At 71.2% G+C, this 23652-nt stretch carries 13 protein-coding genes and 2 rRNA genes; 2 read left to right on the forward strand and 13 right to left on the reverse strand.

Translation table 11 applies throughout. The annotated features are described in order from the left end of the window. Positions 1 to 17: 17 nt before the first annotated feature. The 3 genes from NRO40_RS11320 to NRO40_RS11330 all read right to left on the reverse strand — a co-directional run bounded on the left by NRO40_RS11320 (position 18) and on the right by NRO40_RS11330 (position 6636). Positions 18 to 3139 (reverse strand): 23S ribosomal RNA (locus NRO40_RS11320). 299 nt (positions 3140 to 3438) lie between these two features. Further along, positions 3439 to 4966, reverse strand: a 16S ribosomal RNA gene (locus tag NRO40_RS11325). Together the 16S and 23S rRNA genes form the textbook arrangement of a ribosomal RNA operon. A gap of 662 nt (positions 4967 to 5628) precedes the next feature. After that, complete coding sequence (locus tag NRO40_RS11330) at positions 5629 to 6636, reverse strand: stage II sporulation protein M (protein ID WP_058943324.1); 1008 nt, start codon at positions 6634 to 6636, stop codon at positions 5629 to 5631. Positions 6637 to 6757: 121 nt separating this feature from the next. Here NRO40_RS11330 and NRO40_RS11335 point away from each other — a divergent pair, with 121 nt between their 5' ends. Beyond that, positions 6758 to 7744 (forward strand): RDD family protein, encoded by a 987-nt coding sequence (locus NRO40_RS11335; protein ID WP_058943329.1) that lies wholly within the window; start codon positions 6758 to 6760, stop codon positions 7742 to 7744. A 228-nt stretch (positions 7745 to 7972) separates the two neighbouring features. Here the strand turns inward: NRO40_RS11335 and NRO40_RS11340 are convergent, their stop codons facing one another. From NRO40_RS11340 to NRO40_RS11380, 8 genes are all read right to left on the reverse strand, one after another. Then, positions 7973 to 8587 carry a hypothetical protein gene (locus tag NRO40_RS11340; RefSeq protein WP_058943323.1) on the reverse strand — a complete coding sequence of 205 codons (615 nt, stop codon included), beginning with the start codon at positions 8585 to 8587 and terminating at the stop codon, positions 7973 to 7975. Positions 8588 to 8757: 170 nt separating this feature from the next. Then, positions 8758 to 10215 (reverse strand): adenosylhomocysteinase, encoded by a 1458-nt coding sequence (gene ahcY / locus NRO40_RS11345; RefSeq protein WP_058943322.1) that lies wholly within the window; start codon positions 10213 to 10215, stop codon positions 8758 to 8760. A 556-nt stretch (positions 10216 to 10771) separates the two neighbouring features. After that, on the reverse strand, positions 10772 to 11689 hold the full coding sequence (locus NRO40_RS11350; protein ID WP_058943321.1) for a cation diffusion facilitator family transporter: 918 nt from the start codon (positions 11687 to 11689) through the stop codon (positions 10772 to 10774). A 96-nt stretch (positions 11690 to 11785) separates the two neighbouring features. Continuing rightward, positions 11786 to 12961, reverse strand: a complete 1176-nt coding sequence (gene manA, locus NRO40_RS11355) for a mannose-6-phosphate isomerase, class I (protein WP_058943320.1) — start codon at positions 12959 to 12961, stop codon at positions 11786 to 11788. Positions 12962 to 13228: 267 nt separating this feature from the next. After that, positions 13229 to 14374 (reverse strand): SIS domain-containing protein, encoded by a 1146-nt coding sequence (locus tag NRO40_RS11360; protein ID WP_058943319.1) that lies wholly within the window; start codon positions 14372 to 14374, stop codon positions 13229 to 13231. 57 nt (positions 14375 to 14431) lie between these two features. After that, positions 14432 to 14614, reverse strand: coding sequence for a Trm112 family protein (locus NRO40_RS11365; protein WP_058943318.1), 183 nt, complete (start codon positions 14612 to 14614; stop codon positions 14432 to 14434). A 296-nt stretch (positions 14615 to 14910) separates the two neighbouring features. Continuing rightward, entirely contained in the window at positions 14911 to 16275 is a 1365-nt protein-coding gene (locus NRO40_RS11375) for a phosphomannomutase/phosphoglucomutase (RefSeq protein WP_058943317.1), read from the reverse strand. Positions 16276 to 16419: 144 nt separating this feature from the next. Beyond that, a complete protein-coding gene (locus NRO40_RS11380; RefSeq protein ID WP_079047236.1) occupies positions 16420 to 16848 on the reverse strand; it encodes a DUF3499 domain-containing protein in 429 nt (142 codons plus the stop codon). A gap of 382 nt (positions 16849 to 17230) precedes the next feature. Between NRO40_RS11380 and NRO40_RS11385 the strand changes: the two genes are divergently transcribed. Beyond that, positions 17231 to 17659: a metallopeptidase family protein gene (locus tag NRO40_RS11385; protein ID WP_079047235.1), complete on the forward strand. Its 429-nt coding sequence runs from the start codon at positions 17231 to 17233 to the stop codon at positions 17657 to 17659. A 279-nt stretch (positions 17660 to 17938) separates the two neighbouring features. Here the strand turns inward: NRO40_RS11385 and NRO40_RS11390 are convergent, their stop codons facing one another. Then, entirely contained in the window at positions 17939 to 19543 is a 1605-nt protein-coding gene (locus NRO40_RS11390) for a DUF5719 family protein (RefSeq protein WP_058943314.1), read from the reverse strand. Further along, positions 19540 to 23328, reverse strand: a complete 3789-nt coding sequence (locus NRO40_RS11395) for a glycosyltransferase (RefSeq protein WP_058943313.1) — start codon at positions 23326 to 23328, stop codon at positions 19540 to 19542. Before NRO40_RS11395 ends, NRO40_RS11390 begins: the two co-directional genes overlap by 4 nt. Positions 23329 to 23652: the final 324 nt, after the last annotated feature.

The following is a 23652-nucleotide window of genomic DNA, read 5'->3' on the forward strand; positions in this document are numbered from 1 at the left end:
AGTGGACGCGAGCAACTGAGGACAAGCCCTCGGCCTATTAGTACCGGTCAACTCCACCCATTACTGGGCTTCCATATCCGGCCTATCAACCCAGTCGTCTACTGGGAGCCTTACCCTCTCAAGGAGGTGGGAATACTCATCTCGAAGCAGGCTTCCCGCTTAGATGCTTTCAGCGGTTATCCCTCCCGAACGTAGCCAACCAGCCATGCCCTTGGCAGGACAACTGGCACACCAGAGGTTCGTCCGTCCCGGTCCTCTCGTACTAGGGACAGCCCTTCTCAATATTCCTACGCGCACAGCGGATAGGGACCGAACTGTCTCACGACGTTCTAAACCCAGCTCGCGTACCGCTTTAATGGGCGAACAGCCCAACCCTTGGGACCGACTCCAGCCCCAGGATGCGACGAGCCGACATCGAGGTGCCAAACCATCCCGTCGATATGGACTCTTGGGGAAGATCAGCCTGTTATCCCCGGGGTACCTTTTATCCGTTGAGCGACGGCGCTTCCACAAGCCACCGCCGGATCACTAGTCCCGACTTTCGTCCCTGCTCGACCCGTCGGTCTCACAGTCAAGCTCCCTTGTGCACTTACACTCAACACCTGATTGCCAACCAGGCTGAGGGAACCTTTGGGCGCCTCCGTTACCCTTTAGGAGGCAACCGCCCCAGTTAAACTACCCATCAGACACTGTCCCTGATCCGGATCACGGACCCAGGTTAGACATCCAGCACGACCAGAGTGGTATTTCAACGGCGACTCCACCTGAACTGGCGTCCAAGCTTCACAGTCTCCCACCTATCCTACACAAGCCGAACCGAACACCAATATCAAACTGTAGTAAAGGTCCCGGGGTCTTTCCGTCCTGCTGCGCGAAACGAGCATCTTTACTCGTAGTGCAATTTCACCGGGCCTATGGTTGAGACAGTCGAGAAGTCGTTACGCCATTCGTGCAGGTCGGAACTTACCCGACAAGGAATTTCGCTACCTTAGGATGGTTATAGTTACCACCGCCGTTTACTGGCGCTTAAGTTCTCAGCTTCGCCCCACCGAAATGGAGCTAACCGGTCCCCTTAACGTTCCAGCACCGGGCAGGCGTCAGTCCGTATACATCGCCTTACGGCTTCGCACGGACCTGTGTTTTTAGTAAACAGTCGCTTCTCGCTGGTCTCTGCGGCCACCCCCAGCTCGAGCAGCACGTGCTCTCACCAGTGATGGCCCCCCTTCTCCCGAAGTTACGGGGGCATTTTGCCGAGTTCCTTAACCATAGTTCACCCGAACGCCTCGGTATTCTCTACCTGACCACCTGAGTCGGTTTAGGGTACGGGCCGCCATGAAACTCGCTAGAGGCTTTTCTCGACAGCATAGGATCATCCACTTCACCACAATCGGCTCGGCATCAGGTCTCAGCCTCAATGTGTGACGGATTTGCCTATCACACGGCCTACACCCTTACCCCGGGACAACCACCGCCCGGGCTGGACTACCTTCCTGCGTCACCCCATCGCTTACCTACTACAGGTCTGGTCCGTCGGCTCCACCACTCCCCTTTGCCCGAAGGCTCCAGGGCGGCTTCACGGACTTAGCATCGCCTGGTTCGATATTGGGCGTTTCAAAGCGGGTACCGGAATATCAACCGGTTGTCCATCGACTACGCCTGTCGGCCTCGCCTTAGGTCCCGACTTACCCTGGGCAGATCAGCTTGACCCAGGAACCCTTAGTCAATCGGCGCACACGTTTCTCACGTGTGTATCGCTACTCATGCCTGCATTCTCACTCGTGAACCGTCCACAACTCGCTTCCGCGGCTGCTTCACCCGGCACACGACGCTCCCCTACCCATCACAGTCCCCGTTGGGGGTATGTACTGCAATGACACGACTTCGGCGGTACGCTTGAGCCCCGCTACATTGTCGGCGCGGAATCACTTGACCAGTGAGCTATTACGCACTCTTTCAAGGGTGGCTGCTTCTAAGCCAACCTCCTGGTTGTCTCTGCGACTCCACATCCTTTCCCACTTAGCGTACGCTTAGGGGCCTTAGTCGATGCTCTGGGCTGTTTCCCTCTCGACCATGGAGCTTATCCCCCACAGTCTCACTGCCGCGCTCTCACTTACCGGCATTCGGAGTTTGGCTAAGGTCAGTAACCCGGTAGGGCCCATCGCCTATCCAGTGCTCTACCTCCGGCAAGAAACACACGACGCTGCACCTAAATGCATTTCGGGGAGAACCAGCTATCACGGAGTTTGATTGGCCTTTCACCCCTAACCACAGGTCATCCCCCAGGTTTTCAACCCTGGTGGGTTCGGTCCTCCACGAAGTCTTACCTCCGCTTCAACCTGCCCATGGCTAGATCACTCCGCTTCGGGTCTTGAGCGCGCTACTGAATCGCCCTGTTCGGACTCGCTTTCGCTACGGCTTCCCCACACGGGTTAACCTCGCAACACACCGCAAACTCGCAGGCTCATTCTTCAAAAGGCACGCAGTCACGAGATACAAGCAAGCTTGCATCCGACGCTCCCACGGCTTGTAGGCACACGGTTTCAGGTACTATTTCACTCCGCTCCCGCGGTACTTTTCACCATTCCCTCACGGTACTATCCGCTATCGGTCACCAGGGAATATTTAGGCTTAACGGGTGGTCCCGCCAGATTCACACGGGATTTCTCGGGCCCCGTGCTACTTGGGTGTCTCTCAAACGAGCCGCATGAATTTCAGCTACGGGGGTCTTACCCTCTACGCCGGACCTTTCGCATGTCCTTCGCCTATCCATACGGTTTCTGACTCGTCTCACAGCCGGCAGACTGTGAAAGAGAGATCCCACAACCCCGCATGCGCAACCCCTGCCGGGTATCACACGCATACGGTTTGGCCTCATCCGGTTTCGCTCGCCACTACTCCCGGAATCACGGTTGTTTTCTCTTCCTGAGGGTACTGAGATGTTTCACTTCCCCTCGTTCCCTCCACACTGCCTATGTGTTCAGCAGCGGGTGACAGCCCATGACGACTGCCGGGTTTCCCCATTCGGAAACCCCCGGATCAAAGCCTGGTTGACGGCTCCCCGGGGACTATCGTGGCCTCCCACGTCCTTCATCGGTTCCTGGTGCCAAGGCATCCACCGTGCGCCCTTAAAAACTTGGCCACAGATGCTCGCGTCCACTGTGCAGTTCTCAAGCAACGACCAGCCACCCATCACCCGAACCCTTAGGTCCGGTTCACTGGGGCCGGCATCGCAGAAGGGCGAGCAACGCTCGCACCCTCAGACACCCAACAGCGTGCCCGACACGACCAGCTCAAGTTCACGTTCCACGCCGAAGCAGTACTGGTGACTCTCACTCATCGTGCCGAATAATCAACGTTCCACCCTTGAGCAACCAGCATCGGACGTACGCCGATGTACTGGCCTCTGACCAGCCGAAACTGGTGAGAAGTGCTCCTTAGAAAGGAGGTGATCCAGCCGCACCTTCCGGTACGGCTACCTTGTTACGACTTCGTCCCAATCGCCAGTCCCACCTTCGACAGCTCCCTCCCACAAGGGGTTGGGCCACCGGCTTCGGGTGTTACCGACTTTCGTGACGTGACGGGCGGTGTGTACAAGGCCCGGGAACGTATTCACCGCAGCAATGCTGATCTGCGATTACTAGCAACTCCGACTTCATGGGGTCGAGTTGCAGACCCCAATCCGAACTGAGACCGGCTTTTTGAGATTCGCTCCGCCTCACGGCTTCGCAGCTCTTTGTACCGGCCATTGTAGCACGTGTGCAGCCCAAGACATAAGGGGCATGATGACTTGACGTCGTCCCCACCTTCCTCCGAGTTGACCCCGGCAGTCTCCTGTGAGTCCCCATCACCCCGAAGGGCATGCTGGCAACACAGAACAAGGGTTGCGCTCGTTGCGGGACTTAACCCAACATCTCACGACACGAGCTGACGACAGCCATGCACCACCTGTATACCGACCACAAGGGGCACCTATCTCTAGATGTTTCCGGTATATGTCAAGCCTTGGTAAGGTTCTTCGCGTTGCGTCGAATTAAGCCACATGCTCCGCTGCTTGTGCGGGCCCCCGTCAATTCCTTTGAGTTTTAGCCTTGCGGCCGTACTCCCCAGGCGGGGAACTTAATGCGTTAGCTGCGGCACCGACGACGTGGAATGTCGCCAACACCTAGTTCCCAACGTTTACGGCGTGGACTACCAGGGTATCTAATCCTGTTCGCTCCCCACGCTTTCGCTCCTCAGCGTCAGTAATGGCCCAGAGATCCGCCTTCGCCACCGGTGTTCCTCCTGATATCTGCGCATTTCACCGCTACACCAGGAATTCCGATCTCCCCTACCACACTCTAGCCTGCCCGTATCGAATGCAGACCCGGGGTTAAGCCCCGGGCTTTCACATCCGACGTGACAAGCCGCCTACGAGCTCTTTACGCCCAATAATTCCGGACAACGCTTGCGCCCTACGTATTACCGCGGCTGCTGGCACGTAGTTAGCCGGCGCTTCTTCTGCAGGTACCGTCACTTTCGCTTCTTCCCTGCTGAAAGAGGTTTACAACCCGAAGGCCGTCATCCCTCACGCGGCGTCGCTGCATCAGGCTTTCGCCCATTGTGCAATATTCCCCACTGCTGCCTCCCGTAGGAGTCTGGGCCGTGTCTCAGTCCCAGTGTGGCCGGTCGCCCTCTCAGGCCGGCTACCCGTCGTCGCCTTGGTGGGCCATTACCCCACCAACAAGCTGATAGGCCGCGGGCTCATCCTTCACCGCCGGAGCTTTCCACCACCATCAGATGCCTGAAGTGGTCGTATCCGGTATTAGACCCCGTTTCCAGGGCTTGTCCCAGAGTGAAGGGCAGATTGCCCACGTGTTACTCACCCGTTCGCCACTAATCCCCCACCGAAGTGGGTTCATCGTTCGACTTGCATGTGTTAAGCACGCCGCCAGCGTTCGTCCTGAGCCAGGATCAAACTCTCCGTGAATGCTTACCCGTGATCGGGTCGACACTCGCGTTGAGCGGAACCGGGGGGAGGAATAGTCCCCCGCGGTTCACAGCATCCTCGCTGTGTTTTCTACAAAGGAACCTCATCTCCGTGATGGAGACGGGGTATCAACTAATCTGGCGTTGATTTTTGGCACGCTGTTGAGTTCTCAAGGAACGGACGCTTCCTTTGTACTCACCCTCTCGGGCTTTCCTCCGGGCGCTTCCCTTCGGTCTTTCGTGTTTCCAGTCTAGCAGATCCGATTTCTCGTTTCCGCCACCCGCTGGAGCGGGCTGCCGGGCCGTTCTCCGCTTTCGCGTTTCCCTTTCCGGCGGTTCCAACCTTACCAGATCCGTTTTCCGTTCCGTTTCCGGTTCGGATTCCATTTCCGGTGGCCGTTGGGGGCCTTTTGCCTTTCGGCTTGATCCGACTTTATCAGACTGATCTCCACCGAATTATCGGCAGGGGATCCGGATAAAGGGAATCGATCGACTCCGGCGAGAACCTGATGGGTTACGTCTCGGAGCGAGAGAGAATCTAGCCGCCGCGCTCGAACTTGTCCAGTCCGACGCAACCGTTTGAATCTACCTCCCCACCGCTCCCGTGTCAACAGGTTTGGCGGGCGAAGAGGACAGTAGCAGGTCGGTGGGGTCCGATGCACATCAGGCGGCGGTCGGCAGCTCGGCGCTGCGGTCGGCGGCTTCCACGTCTCCGGCTTCGCCGGCCCGCGCCGCTCGGCCACCGAGGACGTACACGTACAGAAGGAACGCCGCCTCGGCGGCGACGCCGATGGCGACGCGGGCCCAGGTGGGCAGGCCGGACGGGGTCACGAAGCCTTCGATGACGCCGGCCACGAACAGGACCAGGGCCAGGCCGACTGCCATGCCCACGGCGGCTCTGCCCTCCTGGGCGAGGGCCGTGCGGCGGGAGTGCGGGCCCGGGTCGATGACGGTCCAGCCCAGGCGCAGGCCGGTCCCGGCGGCGACGAAGACGGCGGTGAGTTCCAGCAGGCCGTGCGGGAGGACCAGGCCGAGGAAGGTGTCGAGGCGGCCGGCGGACGACATGAGGCCGATGCCGACGCCGAGGTTGAGCATGTTGAGGAAGAGGATCCACAGCACGGGGACGCAGAGGAAGGCGCCGAGGACGAGGCACAGCGCGGCGGCGCGGGCGTTGTTCGTCCACACCTGGGCGGCGAAGGAGGCCGCCGGGTGGCTGGAGTAATAGGTCTCGTACTCGCCGCCGGGGCGGGTCATCTGGCGGAGTTCGTCCGGGGCCGCGATGGCGGACTGGACCTCGGGGTGGGCGCCGATCCACCAGCCGATGAGCGCGGCGAGCAGGGTGGAGAGCACCGCCGTGGGGACCCACCAGTGGCGGGAGCGGTAGACGGCGGCGGGGAAGCCGGTGGTCAGGAAGTGCGCGGCGTCGCGCCAGGAGGCGCGGCGGGTTCCCGTGACGGTGGCGCGGGCCCGGGCGACGAGCTGGGTGAGGCGTGCGGTGAGCGCGGGGTCCGGCGTGGTGGTCTGGATGACGGAGAGGTGGGTGGCGGTGCGCTGGTAGAGCGCGACGAGTTCGTCCGCTTCGGCGCCGGTGAGGCGGCGGCCGCGGCCCAGGAGGTGGTCCAGGCGGTCCCACTCGGCTCGGTGGGCGGTGACGTAGACGTCGAGGTCCATGATCGGCTGCGGCTCCTGGGCACGGGATGCGTACGGTGCGTACTCCTGCGGCGCGTTGGCGGCCAGCTTGGCAGACTGGCGGGGGGAGCGGTCGGGCGAGGTCGGAGAAGGGGTGGGCGGCGTGAGTGAGGTCGTGACGGGGGACGCGGTCGTCCTGGGTTTGCGGCCGGCGCGGCTGCCGAGCCGGGCGTTGGCCCTGTTCATCGACCTGGTGGTGGTGTGGGCGGCGTTCCTGGTGGTGTCCATCGGGCTCGCGTTCGCCACGGCGGCGTTGGACGAGGCCGCGGCGATGGCGGTGTCGATCGCGTCGTTCCTGCTGGTTCTGGTGGGCGGGCCGATAGCCGTGGAGACGCTGAGTCACGGGCGGTCGCTGGGGAAGCTGGCGTGCGGGTTGCGTGTGGTGCGGGACGACGGGGGGCCGATCCGGTTCCGGCACGCGCTGGTGCGGGGGCTGATCGGGATGGTGGAGATCCTGATGAGCTTCGGGGTGATCGCGTGTGTCGCCTCGCTGGTGTCGGCGCGCGGGCGGCGGGTCGGTGACGTGTTCGCGGGGACGCTGGTGGTGCGGGAGCGGGTGCCGGTGGGGCGTACGGCGCCGGTGCCTCCGCCGCCACCGTGGTTGGTGGGGCGGTTCACGCAGCTCGACCTGTCGGCGGTGCCGGACGCGCTGTGGCTGGGGATACGGCAGTACCTGACGCGGATGGGGCAGTTGGACCCGGCGGCCGGGCGGGTGCTGGCCGAGCGGCTGGCGGATGAGTTGGTGGCGCGTACGGGGACGCCTCCGCCGCCGGGGGTGCCCGCCGCGGCGTTCCTGGCGGCCGTGGTGCACGAGCGGCAGACGCGGGACGCGCGCCGTGTGGCGCCGGGGGTGGGTTGGGCGGGCGCGGGGGTGCCGGGGTCGGGTGGCTCGGGGTCGGGCGGCTCGGGGTCGTCGGGCGGTGCCGGTGGCGTGGGGGTGGCCGGGTCCGGGTTCCGTGGTGGTGTCGGTTCCGGGGCCGGGGCGGCGGTGGCGGCTGGTGACGGAGCCTCCGGACGGGCGGCCGCGGGTGGGTCGGACGGGGCGGGCCGGGGGGCCTCGTCCGCCACCGGGTTCGCGCCGCCCGCGTAGGCGGTCCCGGCCCGGGTCGCTCCCGCACGGACCACTGCCGCGGGACGAGGCGTGCGCGGTCGTTGGGCGGCGCGGCCCCAGGACGGTGCGGCGCGGTCGCAGGGTGCGGTGCGGCGCGGTCGCAGGGTGCGGTGCGGCGCGGTCGCGGGGTGGCGCGGTTGCGGGGTGGCGCGGTCGCAGGGTGGTGGGGGCGTTCGACGCGCGGGCGGCGGGCGGTGCCGGTGGGGGTCAGGTGAAGGTGGAGGGCGGGGTCTGCAGGTCCTCCAGCTCGATGCCGGGGGCCGCGAGGACGACATCCCCGGCGATGTGGACGGTGTGCCGTTCGCCGGTGTCGAGGGTCGTGACCTCGTACTCGTCCACGGTCAGGGGGCCGTTGTCAGTGGGGTGCGTTTCACTCGTCACCAGGGCCCAGGACTGGTCGACGGTGAGGGGGGCGAGCACGGGGTCCGTGAGGGCGACGAGGCGGACGCGGGTGGCGCCGGTGCCCGGGGTGAGGCGCAGCAGTCGCGTCAGGGCGACGAGGAAGGCCGGGGAGGTGCCGGTGAAGGCGTGGGCGGGGACGTTGCCTTCCGTGGCGTGGTCGCCGGTGGGGTCGGTGCGGACCCAGGTGACACCGTCGAGTGCGGCGCCACGCACCTGCCAGCCGCCCGCGTGCAGTTCGAGGCGCAGGGGGCGGCCGAGGTCGTCGAGAGTGAGGTCGACGGAGCCGGCGTGCTCGCCGGAGGGGGTGGTGGTCTGCGCGACGTAGCGCCAGCCGGAGGGGCCGGGCGCGCAGTGGAAGTGTTCTTCACCGAGGGGGGTGTGGTCGTGCGGGTCGTGGAGCGAATAGCGGCCGCGGGGCATGGGTCCTCGGGGTTCTGGTCGGGGTCGCGGCGCCGGCGGTGACGGCGGTGCGCGCCGGGTCGGCCGGGTACGGGGCAGGCCCCCGGCACGGGGGTGCGGGGGCCTGCCTGGGTACCTGCTGCTGCCGGTGCGGCCCGGGGGCCGCGGTGTCGGGCCGGGGCCCGGACGGATCAGTAGCGGTAGTGGTCCGGCTTGAAGGGGCCGTCGACCTTGACGCCGATGTAGTCGGCCTGCTCGGGGCGGAGCGTGGTGAGCTTGACGCCGAGCGCGTCGAGGTGGAGCCGGGCGACCTTCTCGTCGAGGTGCTTGGGCAGCACGTAGACGTCGGTCGGGTACTGCTCCGGCTTCGTGTACAGCTCGATCTGGGCCAGGGTCTGGTCCGCGAAGGAGTTGGACATCACGAAGGACGGGTGGCCGGTGGCGTTGCCCAGGTTCAGCAGGCGGCCCTCGGAGAGGACGATGATCTTCTTGCCGTCGGGGAAGGTCCAGGTGTGGACCTGCGGCTTGACCTCGTCCTTGACGATGCCGGGGATGCGGGCGAGGCCGGCCATGTCGATCTCGTTGTCGAAGTGGCCGATGTTGCCGACGATGGCCTGGTGCTTCATCTTGGCCATGTCCGAGGCCATGATGATGTCGCGGTTGCCGGTGGTGGTGATGAAGATGTCGGCCGTCTCGACGACCTCGTCGAGGGTCGTGACCTGGTAGCCGTCCATCGCGGCCTGGAGGGCGCAGATGGGGTCGATCTCGGTGACGATGACGCGGGCGCCCTGGCCGCGGAGGGATTCGGCGCAGCCCTTGCCGACGTCGCCGTAGCCGCAGATCACGGCGACCTTGCCGCCGATGAGGACGTCGGTGGCGCGGTTGATGCCGTCGACGAGGGAGTGGCGGCAGCCGTACTTGTTGTCGAACTTCGACTTGGTGACGGCGTCGTTGACGTTGATCGCCGGGAAGAGGAGCGTGCCGTCGCGGTGCATCTCGTACAGGCGGTGGACGCCCGTGGTGGTCTCCTCGGTGACGCCGCGGATCTCGGAGGCGAGGCGGGTCCACTTCTGCGGGTTCTCGCCGAGGGTGCGGTTGAGGACGCGGAGGATGTGCGCGTACTCCTCGCTGTCCGCGGTGGAGGGGTCCGGAGCCTCGCCGGCCTTCTCGAACTCGACGCCCTTGTGGACGAGGAGGGTGGCGTCACCGCCGTCGTCGAGGATCATGTTGGGGCCGCCGGTGGCAGCGTCCGGCCAGGTCAGGGCCTGCTCGGTGCACCACCAGTACTCCTCCAGCGTCTCGCCCTTCCAGGCGAAGACGGGGACGCCCCGGGGGTTGTCGGGGGTGCCGTCGGGGCCCACGGCGATGGCGGCCGCGGCGTGGTCCTGGGTGGAGAAGATGTTGCAGGAGGCCCAGCGGACCCGCGCGCCGAGGGCGACGAGGGTCTCGATGAGCACGGCGGTCTGCACGGTCATGTGCAGGGAGCCGGTGATGCGGGCGCCGGCGAGGGGCTGGGTCGCGGCGTACTCCTCGCGGATCGCCATGAGGCCGGGCATCTCGTGCTCGGCGAGGGTGATCTCCTTGCGGCCGAACTCGGCCAGGGAGAGGTCGGCGACCTTGAAGTCCTGTCGGTTGTCGACAGTCGTCATTTCGGGCTGCTCCTCGTAGTACGGGTCGAGGTGGGTAGGGCTGGCTCCGCCGTGGCGGACACAAGGATGCCCGGGCACGCGCGGTGCAGTCGTCGGAGGCCCTCTCTCCCTCGGCCGGTCCGTCGGGACCGCCCGACCGCCATCAGCAGCGACGTCTGGCTCTTTTCGAATCTACACCGACGGGGTGCGCGGGCTTCAAGTCCGCCGGGGTGGGTTCCGGACGGTGAGGGGCCGGGAGAGTCGGGCCGGGCGCGTCGGGCCGGGCGCGTCGGGCCGGGGGTGGATACGGCGGCCGGGGCGTGCGGACGGGTCCGGGGACGGGCCGCACGGTCCCCGGGCCGCACGGTCCCCGGGCCGCACGGTCCCCGGGCCGGACGGTCCCCGGGCCGGACGGTCCCCGGGCCGGACGGTCCCAACGGTGCGGACCGGCAAGGGTCGGTCGGCCGCGGGGGCGGGCCGGGCGGGTGTGGGGAAGGCCCCGGCGTGGGAGCCGGGGCCTTCGGGTGCCGGGTGGACCGGCGGTGGTCACGAGGGATGGGGCGCGGGTGCGGGTGGGTCAGCGGGTGGCCTTGAGGATGTCCGGCTCCAGGTAGATGACCCGGGCGATCGGCACCGCGTCGCGGATGCGCGCCTCGGCGGCGTCGATGGCGGCGGCCACCTGGGAGGCGGTCTCGTCGTGCTGGACGGCGATCTTGGCGGCGACGAGGAGCTCCTCGGGACCGAGGTGGAGGGTGCGCATGTGGATGATGCCAGTGACGGTGGTGCCGTCGACCACGGCCTTCTCGATCTTCCGGACCTCTTCGATGCCGGCGGACTCGCCGAGGAGGAGCGACTTGGTCTCGACGGCGAGGACGATCGCGATGAGGATCAGCAGGACGCCGATGCAGAGGGTGCCGATGCCGTCCCAGACGCCGTTGCCGGTGACGAGGGCGAGGCTGACGCCGACGAGGGCGAGGACCAGGCCGACGAGGGCGCCGAGGTCCTCCAGGAGGACGACGGGCAGCTCGGGTGCCTTGGCGGTGCGGACGAAGTCCTTCCAGGAGCGCTTGCCGCGGACCTCGTTGGACTCCTTGATCGCGGTGCGGAAGGAGAACGTCTCGGCGATGATCGCGAAGACGAGGACGCCGACGGGCCAGTACCAGGCCGTGATCTCGTGCGGGTGCTTGATCTTCTCGTAGCCCTCGTAGAGGGCGAACATGCCGCCGACGGAGAAGAGGACGATGGAGACGAGGAAGGCGTAGATGTACCGCTCGCGGCCGTAGCCGAAGGGATGCTGCGGCGTCGCGTCCCGCTGCGCCTTCTTGCCGCCGAGGAGGAGGAGTCCCTGGTTGCCGGAGTCGGCGAGCGAGTGCACCGACTCGGCGAGCATCGACGACGAACCACTGAAGAGGAACGCCACGAACTTGCTCACCGCGATCGCCAGGTTGGCAACGAGTGCCGCCACGATCGCCTTGGTTCCGCCTGACGCGCTCATGCGTGTCCTGTCCCTTCGCTGGTCCCCGGTGGGCCCGTGTATTCGGCCTGATCTTTACGGCGGGTCATTGTTGCAGCCCCGGGGAGCGAGGGTGAATCAGGCCACCACGGTGGCCCGGAAGAGGGTGCCGGCGCCGGACAGTTCGACGGGTTCGCCGGCCGGGACGAACACGGACCGGCCCGGGGCGAGGGTGAGGTCGCCGACGTGGGGGGTACCGGCGGTGGCGAGCAGGATCTGCGGGGTGGGGACGGTCAGGTCCACGGGGGCGGCGCCTTCGGGGCGGGCGTAGCGGGAGAGGCGGAACTCGTCGACGGGGGTGTCGTAGACCTCCTCGCCGGAGGGGGACGCCTCGGGGCGCAGGATCCCGGGGTCGCCGGCGGTGAAGCGGACCACGCGCAACAGTTCGGGGACGTCCACGTGCTTGGGGGTGAGGCCGCAGCGCAGGACGTTGTCGGAGTTGGCCATGACCTCGACGCCGAGCCCGCTGACGTAGGCGTGCGGGACGCCCGCGGCGAGGTAGAGGCCCTCGCCGGGCTGGAGCAGGACGTGGTTGAGGAGGAGCGCGGCGAGGACGCCGCGGTCGCGGGGGTGGTGGTGGGCGAGCGCGGCGTACGGGGCGTGGGCGCCGCCGAGGCGCTCGCAGGCGGCCGCGGTCTCGGTGACGGTGGCGGCCATGGCCTCGGGGTCGGCGGTGAGGACGGCGGTGAGGACTTCGCGGAGGGCGGCGTCCTCGGGGTGGGCGTGGAGGAGGTCCACGTACGGCTTGAGGGAGTCGACGTCGAGGGCGGCGAGGAAGTCGGCGGTCTCGACGGGGTCGCGGAAGCCGCAGAACCCTTCGAAGGGGGTGAGGGCGCAGATCAGCTCGGGCTTGTGGTTGCCGTCGCGGTAGTTGCGGTGGGGGGCGTCGAGGGGGATGCCCGCGCGCTCCTCGGCGGCGTGGCCGGCCCGGGCCCGGTCGGGATCGGGGTGGACCTGGAGGGAGAGGGGGGCCGCGGCGGCCAGGAGCTTGAGGAGGAAGGGCAGGCGGGGGCCGAACCGGGCGACCGTGGCCGGGCCGAGTTCCCTCTCCGGGTCGGCGGCGATGACGGCGGTCAGCGGTACCTCGCGGTCGCCGTCGGGGGTGGGGCGGGTGACGCGGGAGGGTGCGCCGGGATGGGCGCCCATCCACATCTCGGCCTGGGGTTCACCGGTGGGGGCGGTGCCGAGCAGTTCCGGAATGGCCGTCGTGGAGCCCCAGGCGTAGGGGCGGACGGTGTTGGAGAGGCGGTCCATGGCGGTGCTTTCGTGTGCGTGCCGGGCGGGCGGGGCCGGCGCGGTGCCGGGCCGGGTGCCTGGCCGTGTGCCTGGCGGGGGTGTCGGTTCGGGTGGTGGGTCGGTGGCCCTGGGTCGGGCCCGTCGGGGTTGGTGGCGGCCGGGGGGGGTGCCGGGCCGGTGTGGCGGGTCCGCGGTGGTGGGCCGGTGGTGCCGGGTCGGGGTGGTGCGCCCCGGTGGTGGCGCCGGGGCGGGCCGGTCGGGGCGGCGGCGGTGGGCCGGTGGGGCTCAGGCCCGTCCGGCGGAGGCCAGGGCGAGGTAGCAGGCGGCGAAGTCGGTCACGGCGAGCAGCTCGGCGAGGGCTTCGAGCTCGCTGCCCTCCTCCGGTTCGAGTTCGCTGATGGCCGTGTCGTGGCCGAGGGCCAGTTCCCGGGCGGCGGGGGCGGCGGTGAGGCCGCCGGCGTCGACCGGCCGGTCGCGCAGGAGGACGACGCGGGCGTGCAGGGCCTGGGGGTCCTCGATGCGGTCGCGGAAGAAGTCGTCGGGGTCGGCGCCCGCGGCGAAGTCCCCGGCGAGGAGGCCGCCGTGGGCGGGGAGCGCCTCGGGCAGTTCGCCGGCGAGTGCCGGGCGGCCGGCGATCTCGGCGAGGACGGCGGCGAAGCGCCGGCCGACGGGGGCGGCGGCGGTTCCCTCGGTCCAGATGAGGGGCAGGGTGTCCGCGAGCTCCGCGGCGAGGGTCTTGGCCGGGTTTCCGTACGTGGCGACGGCGGGGCCGCAGCGTTCGGCGACGCGGTCGAGACGGTCGGCGACCTTCTCCAGGGCGTCGGCGGGCGCGGTGAACAGACCGACGCGGTCCAGGAGGGCGAGGAGCGGCGTGAGCAGCGCCCACAGGGCGCCGGGGCCCGGGGCCTGCTGGGCCTCCTCCTCGTACCGCTCGTGGGGTGCGGCGGCCAGGGGGACGACGAGGCCGTGGGTGCCGTCGACGGCCTCGGCGATCGGGGAGCCCTCGGGGGCGACGGAGACGACGGTGACGCCGCGGCGGTACGCCTGCTCGGCGAGGAGGGCGAGCCCGGGTTCGGAGCCGTCGGTGGTCGGGATGAGCAGCAGGTCCACGGGGCCGGCCCAGCCCGGCAGGGTCCAGCGCAGCGCGCCGGCGGCCGGGGCGACGCCGCTGGGGTGCAGCCGGGTCACGGGCGCGGACGCCCCGGCGAGGGCGGCGATCAGGTCGGCGACGCCGGTCGCGGCCGTGCCGGTACCGGCCACGAGGACGGTGCGGGGGCGCCCTTCGGCCTGGAGGGCGGTGACTCCGGCCTCGGTCGCGTGCCGGGCCGCGGTGCGTACGCGGGCCCCGGCTTCGGCGGCGCCGCGCAACAGGCCGCGGCGGTCGGCCCGGGCGAGGGCTTCGGGGTCGTCGAGCAGCGACTCGTCGAGCATGGGCGGGGGCCTCCGATCGCCGTTGCGGGGTGTCGCCGGGGCGGTGCGCGTCGCGGGTCAGGCGGGCCGGCGGGCCTCGTCGACGAGGAGCACCGGGATGCCGTCCCGTACGGGGTAGGCCAGGCCGCAGCCGTCGCCGGTGCAGAGCAGCTCGGGGGTCTCGTCGGCGGTGCGGTCGGCGAGGGGTGCGCGGCAGGCCGGGCAGGCGAGGATGTCCAGGAGGCCGGCTTCGAGCGGCATGGGGCGAGTCCCTTCGGGTGCGTCGGCGCCGGGGCGGTGGCCGGTCGGTGCGGCGGCCGGTGGGTCCGGGCGCGTACCGGGTGGCCGGTGCGGCGTCGTGGTGTGCTGCGTTCGTGCGCGTCGTGCGTGCCGCGTCGTGGTGCGCTGGGTACGTGCTGCGCTGGTGTACGTGGCGACGCCAGCCTACCGCCGGGGGCCGGGGGACGGGTGGTGGCGCGGGCCCCGGGCGGGGTGGCCGCCCGGGGTGGTGTGCGCGTCCGTCCCTCCCGCAAGGGGGGTGGCGTCGGGGGGTGGCGTCAGGAGGCGCGGACGAGGGTGAGGACCTCGTCGCGGATCTTCGCCATGGTGGGCTCGTCCTGGGCCTCGACGTTGAGGCGGAGCAGCGGCTCGGTGTTGGACGCCCGCAGGTTGAACCACCAGCCGTCGCCCTGGACGGTGAGGCCGTCCAGCTCGTCGGTGGTGACGCCGTCGCGGCCGGCGAAGGACTCGCGTACGGCGGCGGCGCTGGCGGCCTGGTCGGCGACGGTGGAGTTGATCTCGCCGGACCCGGCGTACCGGTCGTACTCGGCGACGAGGGCGGACAGCGTGCCCTCCTGCCCGCCGAGCGCCGCGAGGACGTGGAGGGCGGCGAGCATGCCGGTGTCGGCGTTCCAGAAGTCGCGGAAGTAGTAGTGCGCCGAGTGCTCACCGCCGAAGATGGCGCCCGTGCGGGCCATCTCCGCCTTGATGAAGGAGTGGCCGACGCGGGTGCGGACGGGCGTGCCGCCGTTCTCGCGGACGACCTCCGGCACGGACAGCGACGTGATCAGGTTGTGGATGACCGTGCCGCCGGGGTGCTTGGCCAGCTCGCGGGCGGCGACGAGGGCGGTGACGGCGGACGGGGAGACGGGCTCGCCGCGCTCGTCGACGACGAAGCAGCGGTCGGCGTCGCCGTCGAAGGCCAGGCCCAGGTCGGCGCCCTCTTCGCGGACGCGCTGCTGGAGGTCGACGATGTTGGCCGGGTCGAGGGGGTTGGCCTCGTGGTTGGGGAAGGTGCCGTCCAGCTCGAAGTACATCGGGACGAGCGTGAGGGGCAGGCCCTCGAAGACGGTGGGGACGGTGTGGCCGCCCATGCCGTTGCCCGCGTCGACGACGACCTTCAGGGGGCGGATGGACGCGAGGTCGACCAGCGACTTCAGGTACGCGGCGTAGTCGGCGAGGGTGTCGGTCCGGGTGATCTCGCCGGGGGTGGCGGCCGGCGCCGGGGCGCCGGAGTCGCGCCAGTCCTCGACCAGCGCGCGGATCTCGCCGAGGCCGCTGTCCTGGCCGATCGGGGCGGCGCCGGCGCGGCACATCTTGATGCCGTTGTACTGGGCCGGGTTGTGGGACGCCGTGAACATGGCGCCCGGCAGGCCGAGGTGCCCCGACGCGAAGTACAGCTGGTCGGTGGAGCAGAGTCCGATCAGGGTGACGTCGGCTCCCTGGGCGGCCGCCCCGCGCGCGAAGGCGCCGGACAGACCGGGCGACGAGGGGCGCATGTCGTGGCCGACGACGACGGCGTCGGCGCCGGTCACGCGGACGAAGGCGGCGCCGAACAGCTCGGCGAGCACCTCGTCCCACTGATCCGGCACCACTCCGCGGACGTCGTACGCCTTGACGATCTGCGACAGATCAGCAGTCACTGACCAACCTCCTGCGAGCCTGTGTGGAGTACACAAGCTACCCGCCGGTGTCACGGGGAAGCGCGGAGGGACGTACCGAGGCGTAGCGACGGACGCGGGGCCGGGCCGGGCCGGGGCGGGGCGGGGCAAACCGGGCGGGCGTCGTCAGGAGTCCGGGGAGCGCAGCACACGCAGGTGGCCGCGGCGGCCGACCTCGACGGGGTCCCCGCCTCGGCCGCCGGTCTTGCCGCCGGCCTGGGCCGTGCGTTCCTGCGGGCGGGCGGCCTCGCGCACGGCGTTGGCGAGGGCCTCAAGATCGTCACCGCTGGGGCGCGTGGGGCCGGAGGCGTCGGAGAGGCGGACGACCTCCCAGCCGCGGGGCGCGGTGAGGCGCTCGCTGTGCTCGGCGCACAGGTCGTAGCAGTGGGGTTCGGCGTAGGTGGCGAGCGGGCCGAGGACCGCGGTCGAGTCGGCATAGACGTACGTCAGTGTCGCGACGGCAGGGCGGCCGCACGCGGTGCGCGAACAGCGACGTACAGGGCTCACGACGTTGGACGGTACCGCACTCTTGAGCGGGCCGCGACGACTCTCCACCAGGTCACTCGCCCGTGTCGCGGTGTGACGTCGGGCACAGGGGGGTGTCGGAGGGCCGTCGCGACCTGCGGGGACGGGTGCGCGAGGGGGTGCGGCGGGGCGCGGGGTGGCCGGTCCGGCGGGGGCGCGGGGGGTGGTCAGGGGGGTCGCGGGAGGTGGGCCGATCGGGGAGGCGTACCGGATCGCGCCGGTATGTGGCCGGATCACGCCCCGGGTGGTTCGCGGATGGTTCACGGATGGCGGGGGTGGTGTGGGGTGGCGGAAGGGTGGGCGGCGCCTGCCGTCCCGGGCGCGGCCCAGGGTCTGACGTCGCGGCGGGCCGGTTTGGCGGGGGTGTGCGGGGCCACGCAGCGCGCTCGGGAGGGCTACGCTGCGTCAGGTGATGGACAGTCCCGGAGCACCCCGTCCGACCGAGCCCCGACCGCGCCGCCGTGACCGCCACGGCCGTGGGATGCGCGGGCCCGTGGCCCCGCCCCAGGTACCGCTGTCAGCCTCCCGTGGGGACACGTTCCGGGACCTGGTGCAGGACTCCGTGGAGCGGCTGGAGCGGCGGTGGCCGCAGCTCTCCGAGGTGGACTTCATGGTGCTGGAGGTGCCGGCCGCGCAGGACGACTCGGTGCCGCTGGGCAGCTCGGCGCCCGCGACGCGCGAGCAACCCGCGCGCGTGGTCGTCTACCGGCGGCCGGTGGAGCTGCGCGCCAAGAGCCGCGACGAGCGGGCCCTGCTCGTCCACGAGGTGGTCGTCGAGCAGGTCGCGGACCTGCTGGGCCTGGCGCCGGAGTCGGTGGACCCGCGCTACGGGCAGGACTGACCGACGCCGCCCCCACGGCCCGCGGGCGGTCCTTTCGCGGCTCGTGCCCCGGGGGCGGTCCCGTCGGCGGGGCGCCCGCGGCGGTCTCGGCCGGTGGGTGGGGTCGGGGCCGCGGCGGGCCACCTCCGCGGGGTCGGCGGCCTCGGGTGCCGCGTGAGGGAACCCGGGTGACGCCGCCGACCCCTGCGGGGGCGACCCGCCACGGCCCCTCCGCAGGCGGTCGGCCGGCTGACGGTCGTGACCTCGGGGCGGTGGGCCTCCCGCGAGGCGTCCGCCCGGTCAGTCCTCCAGGACCGACAGGTCCTGTTCCGCGCGCGGGACGGCCACCCTGCCGCGGTCGTCGGCGAGGGTCTGGACGGTGAACATCGCGATGCCGTCCTGCGGCAGGGCCAGCATGCGCGCCGCGTGCACGGGGCCGCCGGAGACGGTCCGGACGGTCAGGGCGTAGGAGCCCTTGAGCCCGGCCGGCACGGGCGGCGTCATGGACACGGTGGTGCCGGCCTTCACCGTGTACGTCTTGGTCGTGGGCGTGCCGCCCTCGGTGCCGGCCGACGCCGTCACCGAGACCTCGGCGGTCCCGGCGGGCGCGGTGAGCGAGAGGGTGGTGCCCTTGGCGCGGTTGTCCGCGACGGTCGCCTGCTCCCCCACCGGGCCGGTCGCCGGGATGAACGCGACCTCCTGCTTCTCGCCGGAGCCCCGGATCACACGGAGCGCGGCGACGACGGGCGTGGCCCCGCCCTTCTGGGCGGGGGTGAGCAGCAGCGCGCCGGCCTCGCCGTTGGTGAGGCCCTTGAGGTCGGCGGAGGCGGTCATCCGTGACTTGACGCGGATCGTCTGCTGGACGGCGGGGGTGATCGTGCCGGTCGCGCCGACCAGCTGGATCTTCATCTCGGCGTCGTCCTCGCCCGGTGTGTAGGCGATGAGCTGGACGGACGTGGCGTCGGCGGGGATGCCGGGCAGGACGAGCGTGTCGGCCGGGTCGGCGGAGGCGGGCAGCCAGTCGCTGCCGAGCTGGTCGACGGCGGAGCGGACGACGGCGCCGACGCGGCCGCTGCGGGTGGTGACGTGGACCGTGACGTCGGAGGTGGCCGGGTCGGCGGTCAGCGTCGACAGCAGGACGGGGACGCTGGAGCGGGCGGGGACGGGGATGCCGTCGGTGAGCTGCGACTTGAGGGGGCCCTCGGGCCCGAACAGCTCGACGTCGACGACGGCGGCGGCGTCGTCGGGGTTGGTGAGGTGGACGTAGTCGCGGCGGTTCTCGGCGGTGGACGTGCCGGGGAACCAGAAGTCGGTGTCGGGCGCCGAGCAGCCGACGCCGAGCAGGCCGCGCGCGCCGCCGGCCGGGACGAGCGTCGTCTGCTGGGTGGTCCAGCCGGGGGCGAGGCGGCCGGAGGCGACGCCGATGAGGGCGGGCGCGTCGGCGCCGTCCGCCTGCGCCGCGACGGGCCTGCCGGGTTCGGTGGCGGTGACGACGGCCTTCTCGGCGGCCGGCGGCTTCTTGGTGTCGGCCGCCTGGTCGGCCTGCTCGGCGTCCGCCTTCCGCGCGTCGGCCTTCTTGGGGGCGGCGGTCGTGTCCTGGACGGCGGCGGACGGCTTCAGTTCGGCCCGGTCCGGCACCTCCGCCCCGTCGGCCCCGCCCGTGCCGGGTGCCGTGCCGCCGGGGGCGTCGTCGGCGGCGGGGGTGAAGGACGTGTACGTCGTCTCGGCGACCTCGGAGGAGCTCGGCGCGGGGCACAGCAGGCTGCTGCGCTCGACGGGCAGCCGGGCGGGCGCCGCGCCGGCGGAGGTGGCGGCGTCGGGGGCGGGCGCGGTGAGCGTGGCGACCCCGGTGAGGGCCGCCAGGGCCGTCGCGGCCGCGAGGAGGGAGAGGGTGCTGCGGTTCACTGGTGGCTGCTCCCGTCGGGACGCTGCTCGTTCTCGTGGCCGTACGGGTCGTACTGGTCCTGCGGGTACGGGTACTGCGGGTCGTACTGCTGCGGGTCGTACTGGCCGCCGTACGCGGACGGGTCGTACTGCCCGTACGCGGCGCCGTCGTGGGGCGCGTCGTGGGGCTGGGCGTACGGCTGCCGGACGTAGGGCTGGGCGTAGGACTGCTGGTCGTACGGCTGTCCGTCGTACGGCTGCTGGCCGTAAGGCTGGGCGTACGGCTGTCCGGCGGGGTCCGGTCCCGGGTCGCCGGGGGTGGGCGGGGCGTACGGCTCCTGGTGGGGCGCGCCGCCGTGGTCGGGGACGGTCTGCGGGCCGGGGACGCCTTGGGCGCCCGAGGCGACGTGGGCGGCCCCCCAGTCGGGTGCCGGGCGGGTGCCGGAGGCCGGCATGGCGTACGGGTCGGCGTCGGCCGCCGGGTCCGGCTCGGGGGCGTCGGTCTCGGTCTCGGCGGCGGCGCGCAGCCGGCGGGCGCGACGGCCGTCCCCGGTGGCGTCCTGGGCGGGGAGGGCGACGGCCTCCTCCGGCAGGTCGTCGTCGACGTCGCGGCGGCGGCCGGGCAGGGCGAGGACGAGCAGGACGACGGCGAGGGCGCACTGGGCCCAGATCCACGCGGTGTGGGTGAGGGGCGTCTCGTACGTCAGGTCGAGGCGGCCGCCTCGGGCGGGGAGTTCGAAGCCCTGGGCCCAACCGTCGACGGTGGTCTTGTCCAGGGGCTCGCCGTCGAGGGTGGCCCGCCAGCCGTCGTCGGCGCGGTCCGCGATGCGCAGGATCCGGCCCTCGCCGCCCGCGGGGATGTCGCTGTGGGCCTCGACGGGACCGGAGCCGACGGGCTGGGGCTCGGCGGTCCCGACGGCGTCGGCGGCGGCGCCGGGGACGATGACGGCGCGGGCGACCTGACGGTCGACCCGCCACAGGGCGCTGCCGTCGCGCTGGCTGAGCCGGCTGAGCCCGGGGGTGGCGTCGAGGACGCGGCCCATCTCGCGCGGGGCACCGTCGCGGACGAGGACGTACCGGATGGCGAAGCCGCTCAGCTCGGCGGTCTGGTCGGCGCCGGAGCCGGCGACGAGGTGGGCGACGACCTTGTCGAGACGGGCGTCGCCACCGGCCGTGGCGGTCAGCTCGGCGTCGCCGAGGCGGGCGCCGGAGCCGCGGACGAGGGCGTAGCCGACCTGGGCGGCGGAGGGGCCGTCGAGGACGAGGGTGCGCGGCTGGTCGCGGGTGGTGCTCTCCTCGGCGACGAACGCCGGGACCTGGGTGGGGTCGCGGCGCTCCAGCGGTCCGGCGGCGCCGCCGATCATCCACGTCGTGGCGGAGACCAGGGGGCCGATCGCGGCGGCGAGGGCGATGAGCGCGGCGACGGGCTGGCGCCAGCCGAAGCTCTGGGCGGCGACGCGGGCGCGGCCGCCCTCGGCGCCGAGCATGCCTGCGGCGAGCAGGGCGAGGCCGTACACGAGGGTGGCGGGGCCGGCCCAGCCGGTGCCGTGGTCGCCGGAGCCGTTGGTGAGGACGGCGAAGAGGAGGGCGACGAGGGCGACGGCCCAGGCGCAGTGGACGGCGAACCGCCGCTCGGCGCGCAGCAGCGCGGCGAGGGCGGCGAGGACCAGGCCGATCAGGACGAGGCCGCCCACCGTGCGGGGGCCGCCGGGGCTGGTGCCCAGCAGGTCGAGCGCCGACGCCGGGCCGGTGCGGATCTGCGTGCCGGCCTCCGCGAGGAAGGCGGCCGGGTCGGTCAGCAGGGTCAGCGACCAGGGGGCGAGGAGCAGCAGGGGCGTGCCGGCGACGGCGACGAGGCGGAGCCCGTAGGCGGTGAGGTCGTCGCGCCGCAGGACGAGGGCCGCGACGCCGAGGGCGACGGCGAGGGGCCAGACGACGGGCGTGAACGCCATCGTGAAGGTGAGCAGGAAGGCGTACGCCCAGGTGGCGCGCCAGCTGCCGCGGGGGGCGCCGCGGCCGCCGCCGCGCAGCCCGTAGGCGGCGACGGCGGCGCGGGCCGCCAGGGGCAGGACGATCGCGAGGACGGCGGTGCCGAGCCGGCCGGTGGCGAGGGCGCCGGTGGCGGCGGGCAGAAAGGCGTAGGCGGTGGCGCCCCACGCGCGCAGGAGCCGGGACTCGACGAGGGAGCGCGAGGCGAAGTAGGCGGTGAAGCCGGCGAGCGGAACCGAGCAGACGAGCAGCACGGTCAGGGCGAAGCCGGTGGAGCCGAGGAAGAGCCCGGAGAGGCCGGCGAGCAGGGCGAGGTACGGCGGGGCGCTCTGGGTGCCGCCGGTGCCGAGGGGGTGCCAGGCGTCGGCGTACCGGCTCCACAGGTCGCCGACGGTGTCGGGGACGGGCAGGAGGGCGCCGCCGGCGAGGGAGCCGCCGCCGAAGAGGCCGCGGCAGGCGACGAGGGAGACGAGGAGGAGCAGGGCGAAGAGGACCGGGCCCGGCTTGCGGGCGATCTTCTTGAGCCGGGCGAACTGCTCGATCTCCAGGTAGTCGGCGTCGTCCCCGCCGGGGCCGGACTCGACGGCGCCGTGCCGCGAGCCTCCCGAGTCGGCGTCGCCGCCGCCCATGTTGGAGGCGACCTGTTCGACCGTGGCGCGGACGGTGGCGCCCGGGGGCGGGAAGAGGGGGCGCAGCTCGGCGGCGTCGACGGCGCGGGAGGCGCGTCTGCGGCGGGCGGCGATGATCCGCTCGGGGCGGAGCAGGACGCCGAAGAGGCCCATGACCTCGTCGACGGCCTGGACGGGCGCCTTGCCGACGAGGTAGGCGAGGGTGCGCAGCAGGGTGCCGAGCAGGAGCCGGACGAAGACGTACGGCAGGGCCGCTCCGCGCGCGTTGGCGAGGAGGGTGTAGACGGCGCCGGCCTTGTCGACGCGGTGGGGGTTGGCGACGGACCGGCCGGCGCAGTCGACGGTGCGGCGCTCGCGGGAGGCCGCCTCGGCGTGGCGGACGACGGCGTCGGGGGCGACGAGGACGCGGTGGCCCGCGGCGTGGACGCGCCAGCACAGGTCGACGTCGTCGCGCATGAGGGGCAGGCGGCGGTCGAAGCCGCCGAGCTCCTCGAAGACGTCGCGGCGGATGAGCATGCCGGCGCTGGAGACGGACAGGACGGGGCGGATCTGGTCGTGCTGCCCCTGGTCCTGCTCGCGGCGGTCCAGTCCGGTCCAGCGGCGACCGCTGTTGGCGATGGAGACGCCGACCTCGAGGAGCTGCTTGCGGTCGTACCAGCCGAGGAGCTTGGGGCCGACGACGGCGGCGTACGCGTCGGAGTCGGCGACGCGCAGCAGCTCGGCGAGGGCGTCGGGGGCGGGGGCGCAGTCGTCGTGGAGGAGCCACAGCCACTGGACCGGTTCGCCGTGGGGCAGTTCCGGCTGGTCGTAGGCGTCGTCGCGCCAGGTCCTGCTGGCGGGGTCCCAGCCGCTGGGCCGCTTCAGGTACGGCAGGTCGTCGGGGCCGAGGACGGGCACGGAGCGCACGGCCTCGTCGACGGCGGCGCCGAAGCCGGTGCGGCGGGCGAGGTGCAGGACCCGCTCCTCTCCGACGGCCTCGCCGACGAGGCGGGCGGAGTCGTCGGCGCTGCCGGTGTCGGCGGCGACGGCGTACTGCACGGGCCGCTCCTGGCCGAGGAGTCCGGCGAGGGCGTCCGGCAGCCAGCGGGCCCCGTCGTGGGAGACGAGCACGGCGGTGACGACGTGCCGCGGGAACTCGGGCTGCTGCGGCGGGGATGCGGCGGAAAACGCGGCTGTGGTGGCGGACATCGAGGTACGGGCCCTCCGGCCGGGGGGTCGCCCGCGTCGCGGGGCGTCGGAGCGTCTTTGACGGGGCTCCACACTAATGGCTGGCACGACAGCGGTCCGCCGCCTGTGGACGGAGCACAGGCGGCGGACCGTTGACGGGGTGTGGAGCGGTCGTTCTCCGCGGTCGGAAGGTCGCCGTCGGGGGATCGGGGGACGGCACGGGCCGGCGGGCGAGCCGGGTGGAAGCCGGGGCGGGGTGGCCCGGCGGCGGCCGGGCGGCCTGGTGGCGGCCGCCTGCACGGTGGCGACCGCGCGGTGACGGCCGGCGGCCCGGTGGCGGTGCCG

The sequence above is a fragment of the Streptomyces changanensis genome (genome assembly GCF_024600715.1).
In the GTDB taxonomy this organism is placed as follows: Bacteria; Actinomycetota; Actinomycetes; order Streptomycetales; family Streptomycetaceae; genus Streptomyces; species Streptomyces changanensis.

What these genes read in the sequence shown, in the direction of transcription:
- NRO40_RS11330 (WP_058943324.1), bottom strand. Translation starts at nt 6,636, where the DNA reads ATGGACCTCGACGTCTACGTCACCGCCCACCGAGCCGAGTGGGACCGC.
- NRO40_RS11340 (WP_058943323.1), bottom strand. Translation starts at nt 8,587, where the DNA reads ATGCCCCGCGGCCGCTATTCGCTCCACGACCCGCACGACCACACCCCC.
- ahcY (WP_058943322.1), bottom strand. Translation starts at nt 10,215, where the DNA reads ATGACGACTGTCGACAACCGACAGGACTTCAAGGTCGCCGACCTCTCC.
- NRO40_RS11350 (WP_058943321.1), bottom strand. Translation starts at nt 11,689, where the DNA reads ATGAGCGCGTCAGGCGGAACCAAGGCGATCGTGGCGGCACTCGTTGCC.
- manA (WP_058943320.1), bottom strand. Translation starts at nt 12,961, where the DNA reads ATGGACCGCCTCTCCAACACCGTCCGCCCCTACGCCTGGGGCTCCACG.
- NRO40_RS11360 (WP_058943319.1), bottom strand. Translation starts at nt 14,374, where the DNA reads ATGCTCGACGAGTCGCTGCTCGACGACCCCGAAGCCCTCGCCCGGGCC.
- NRO40_RS11365 (WP_058943318.1), bottom strand. Translation starts at nt 14,614, where the DNA reads ATGCCGCTCGAAGCCGGCCTCCTGGACATCCTCGCCTGCCCGGCCTGC.
- NRO40_RS11385 (WP_079047235.1), top strand. Translation starts at nt 17,231, where the DNA reads ATGGACAGTCCCGGAGCACCCCGTCCGACCGAGCCCCGACCGCGCCGC.
- NRO40_RS11395 (WP_058943313.1), bottom strand. Translation starts at nt 23,328, where the DNA reads ATGTCCGCCACCACAGCCGCGTTTTCCGCCGCATCCCCGCCGCAGCAG.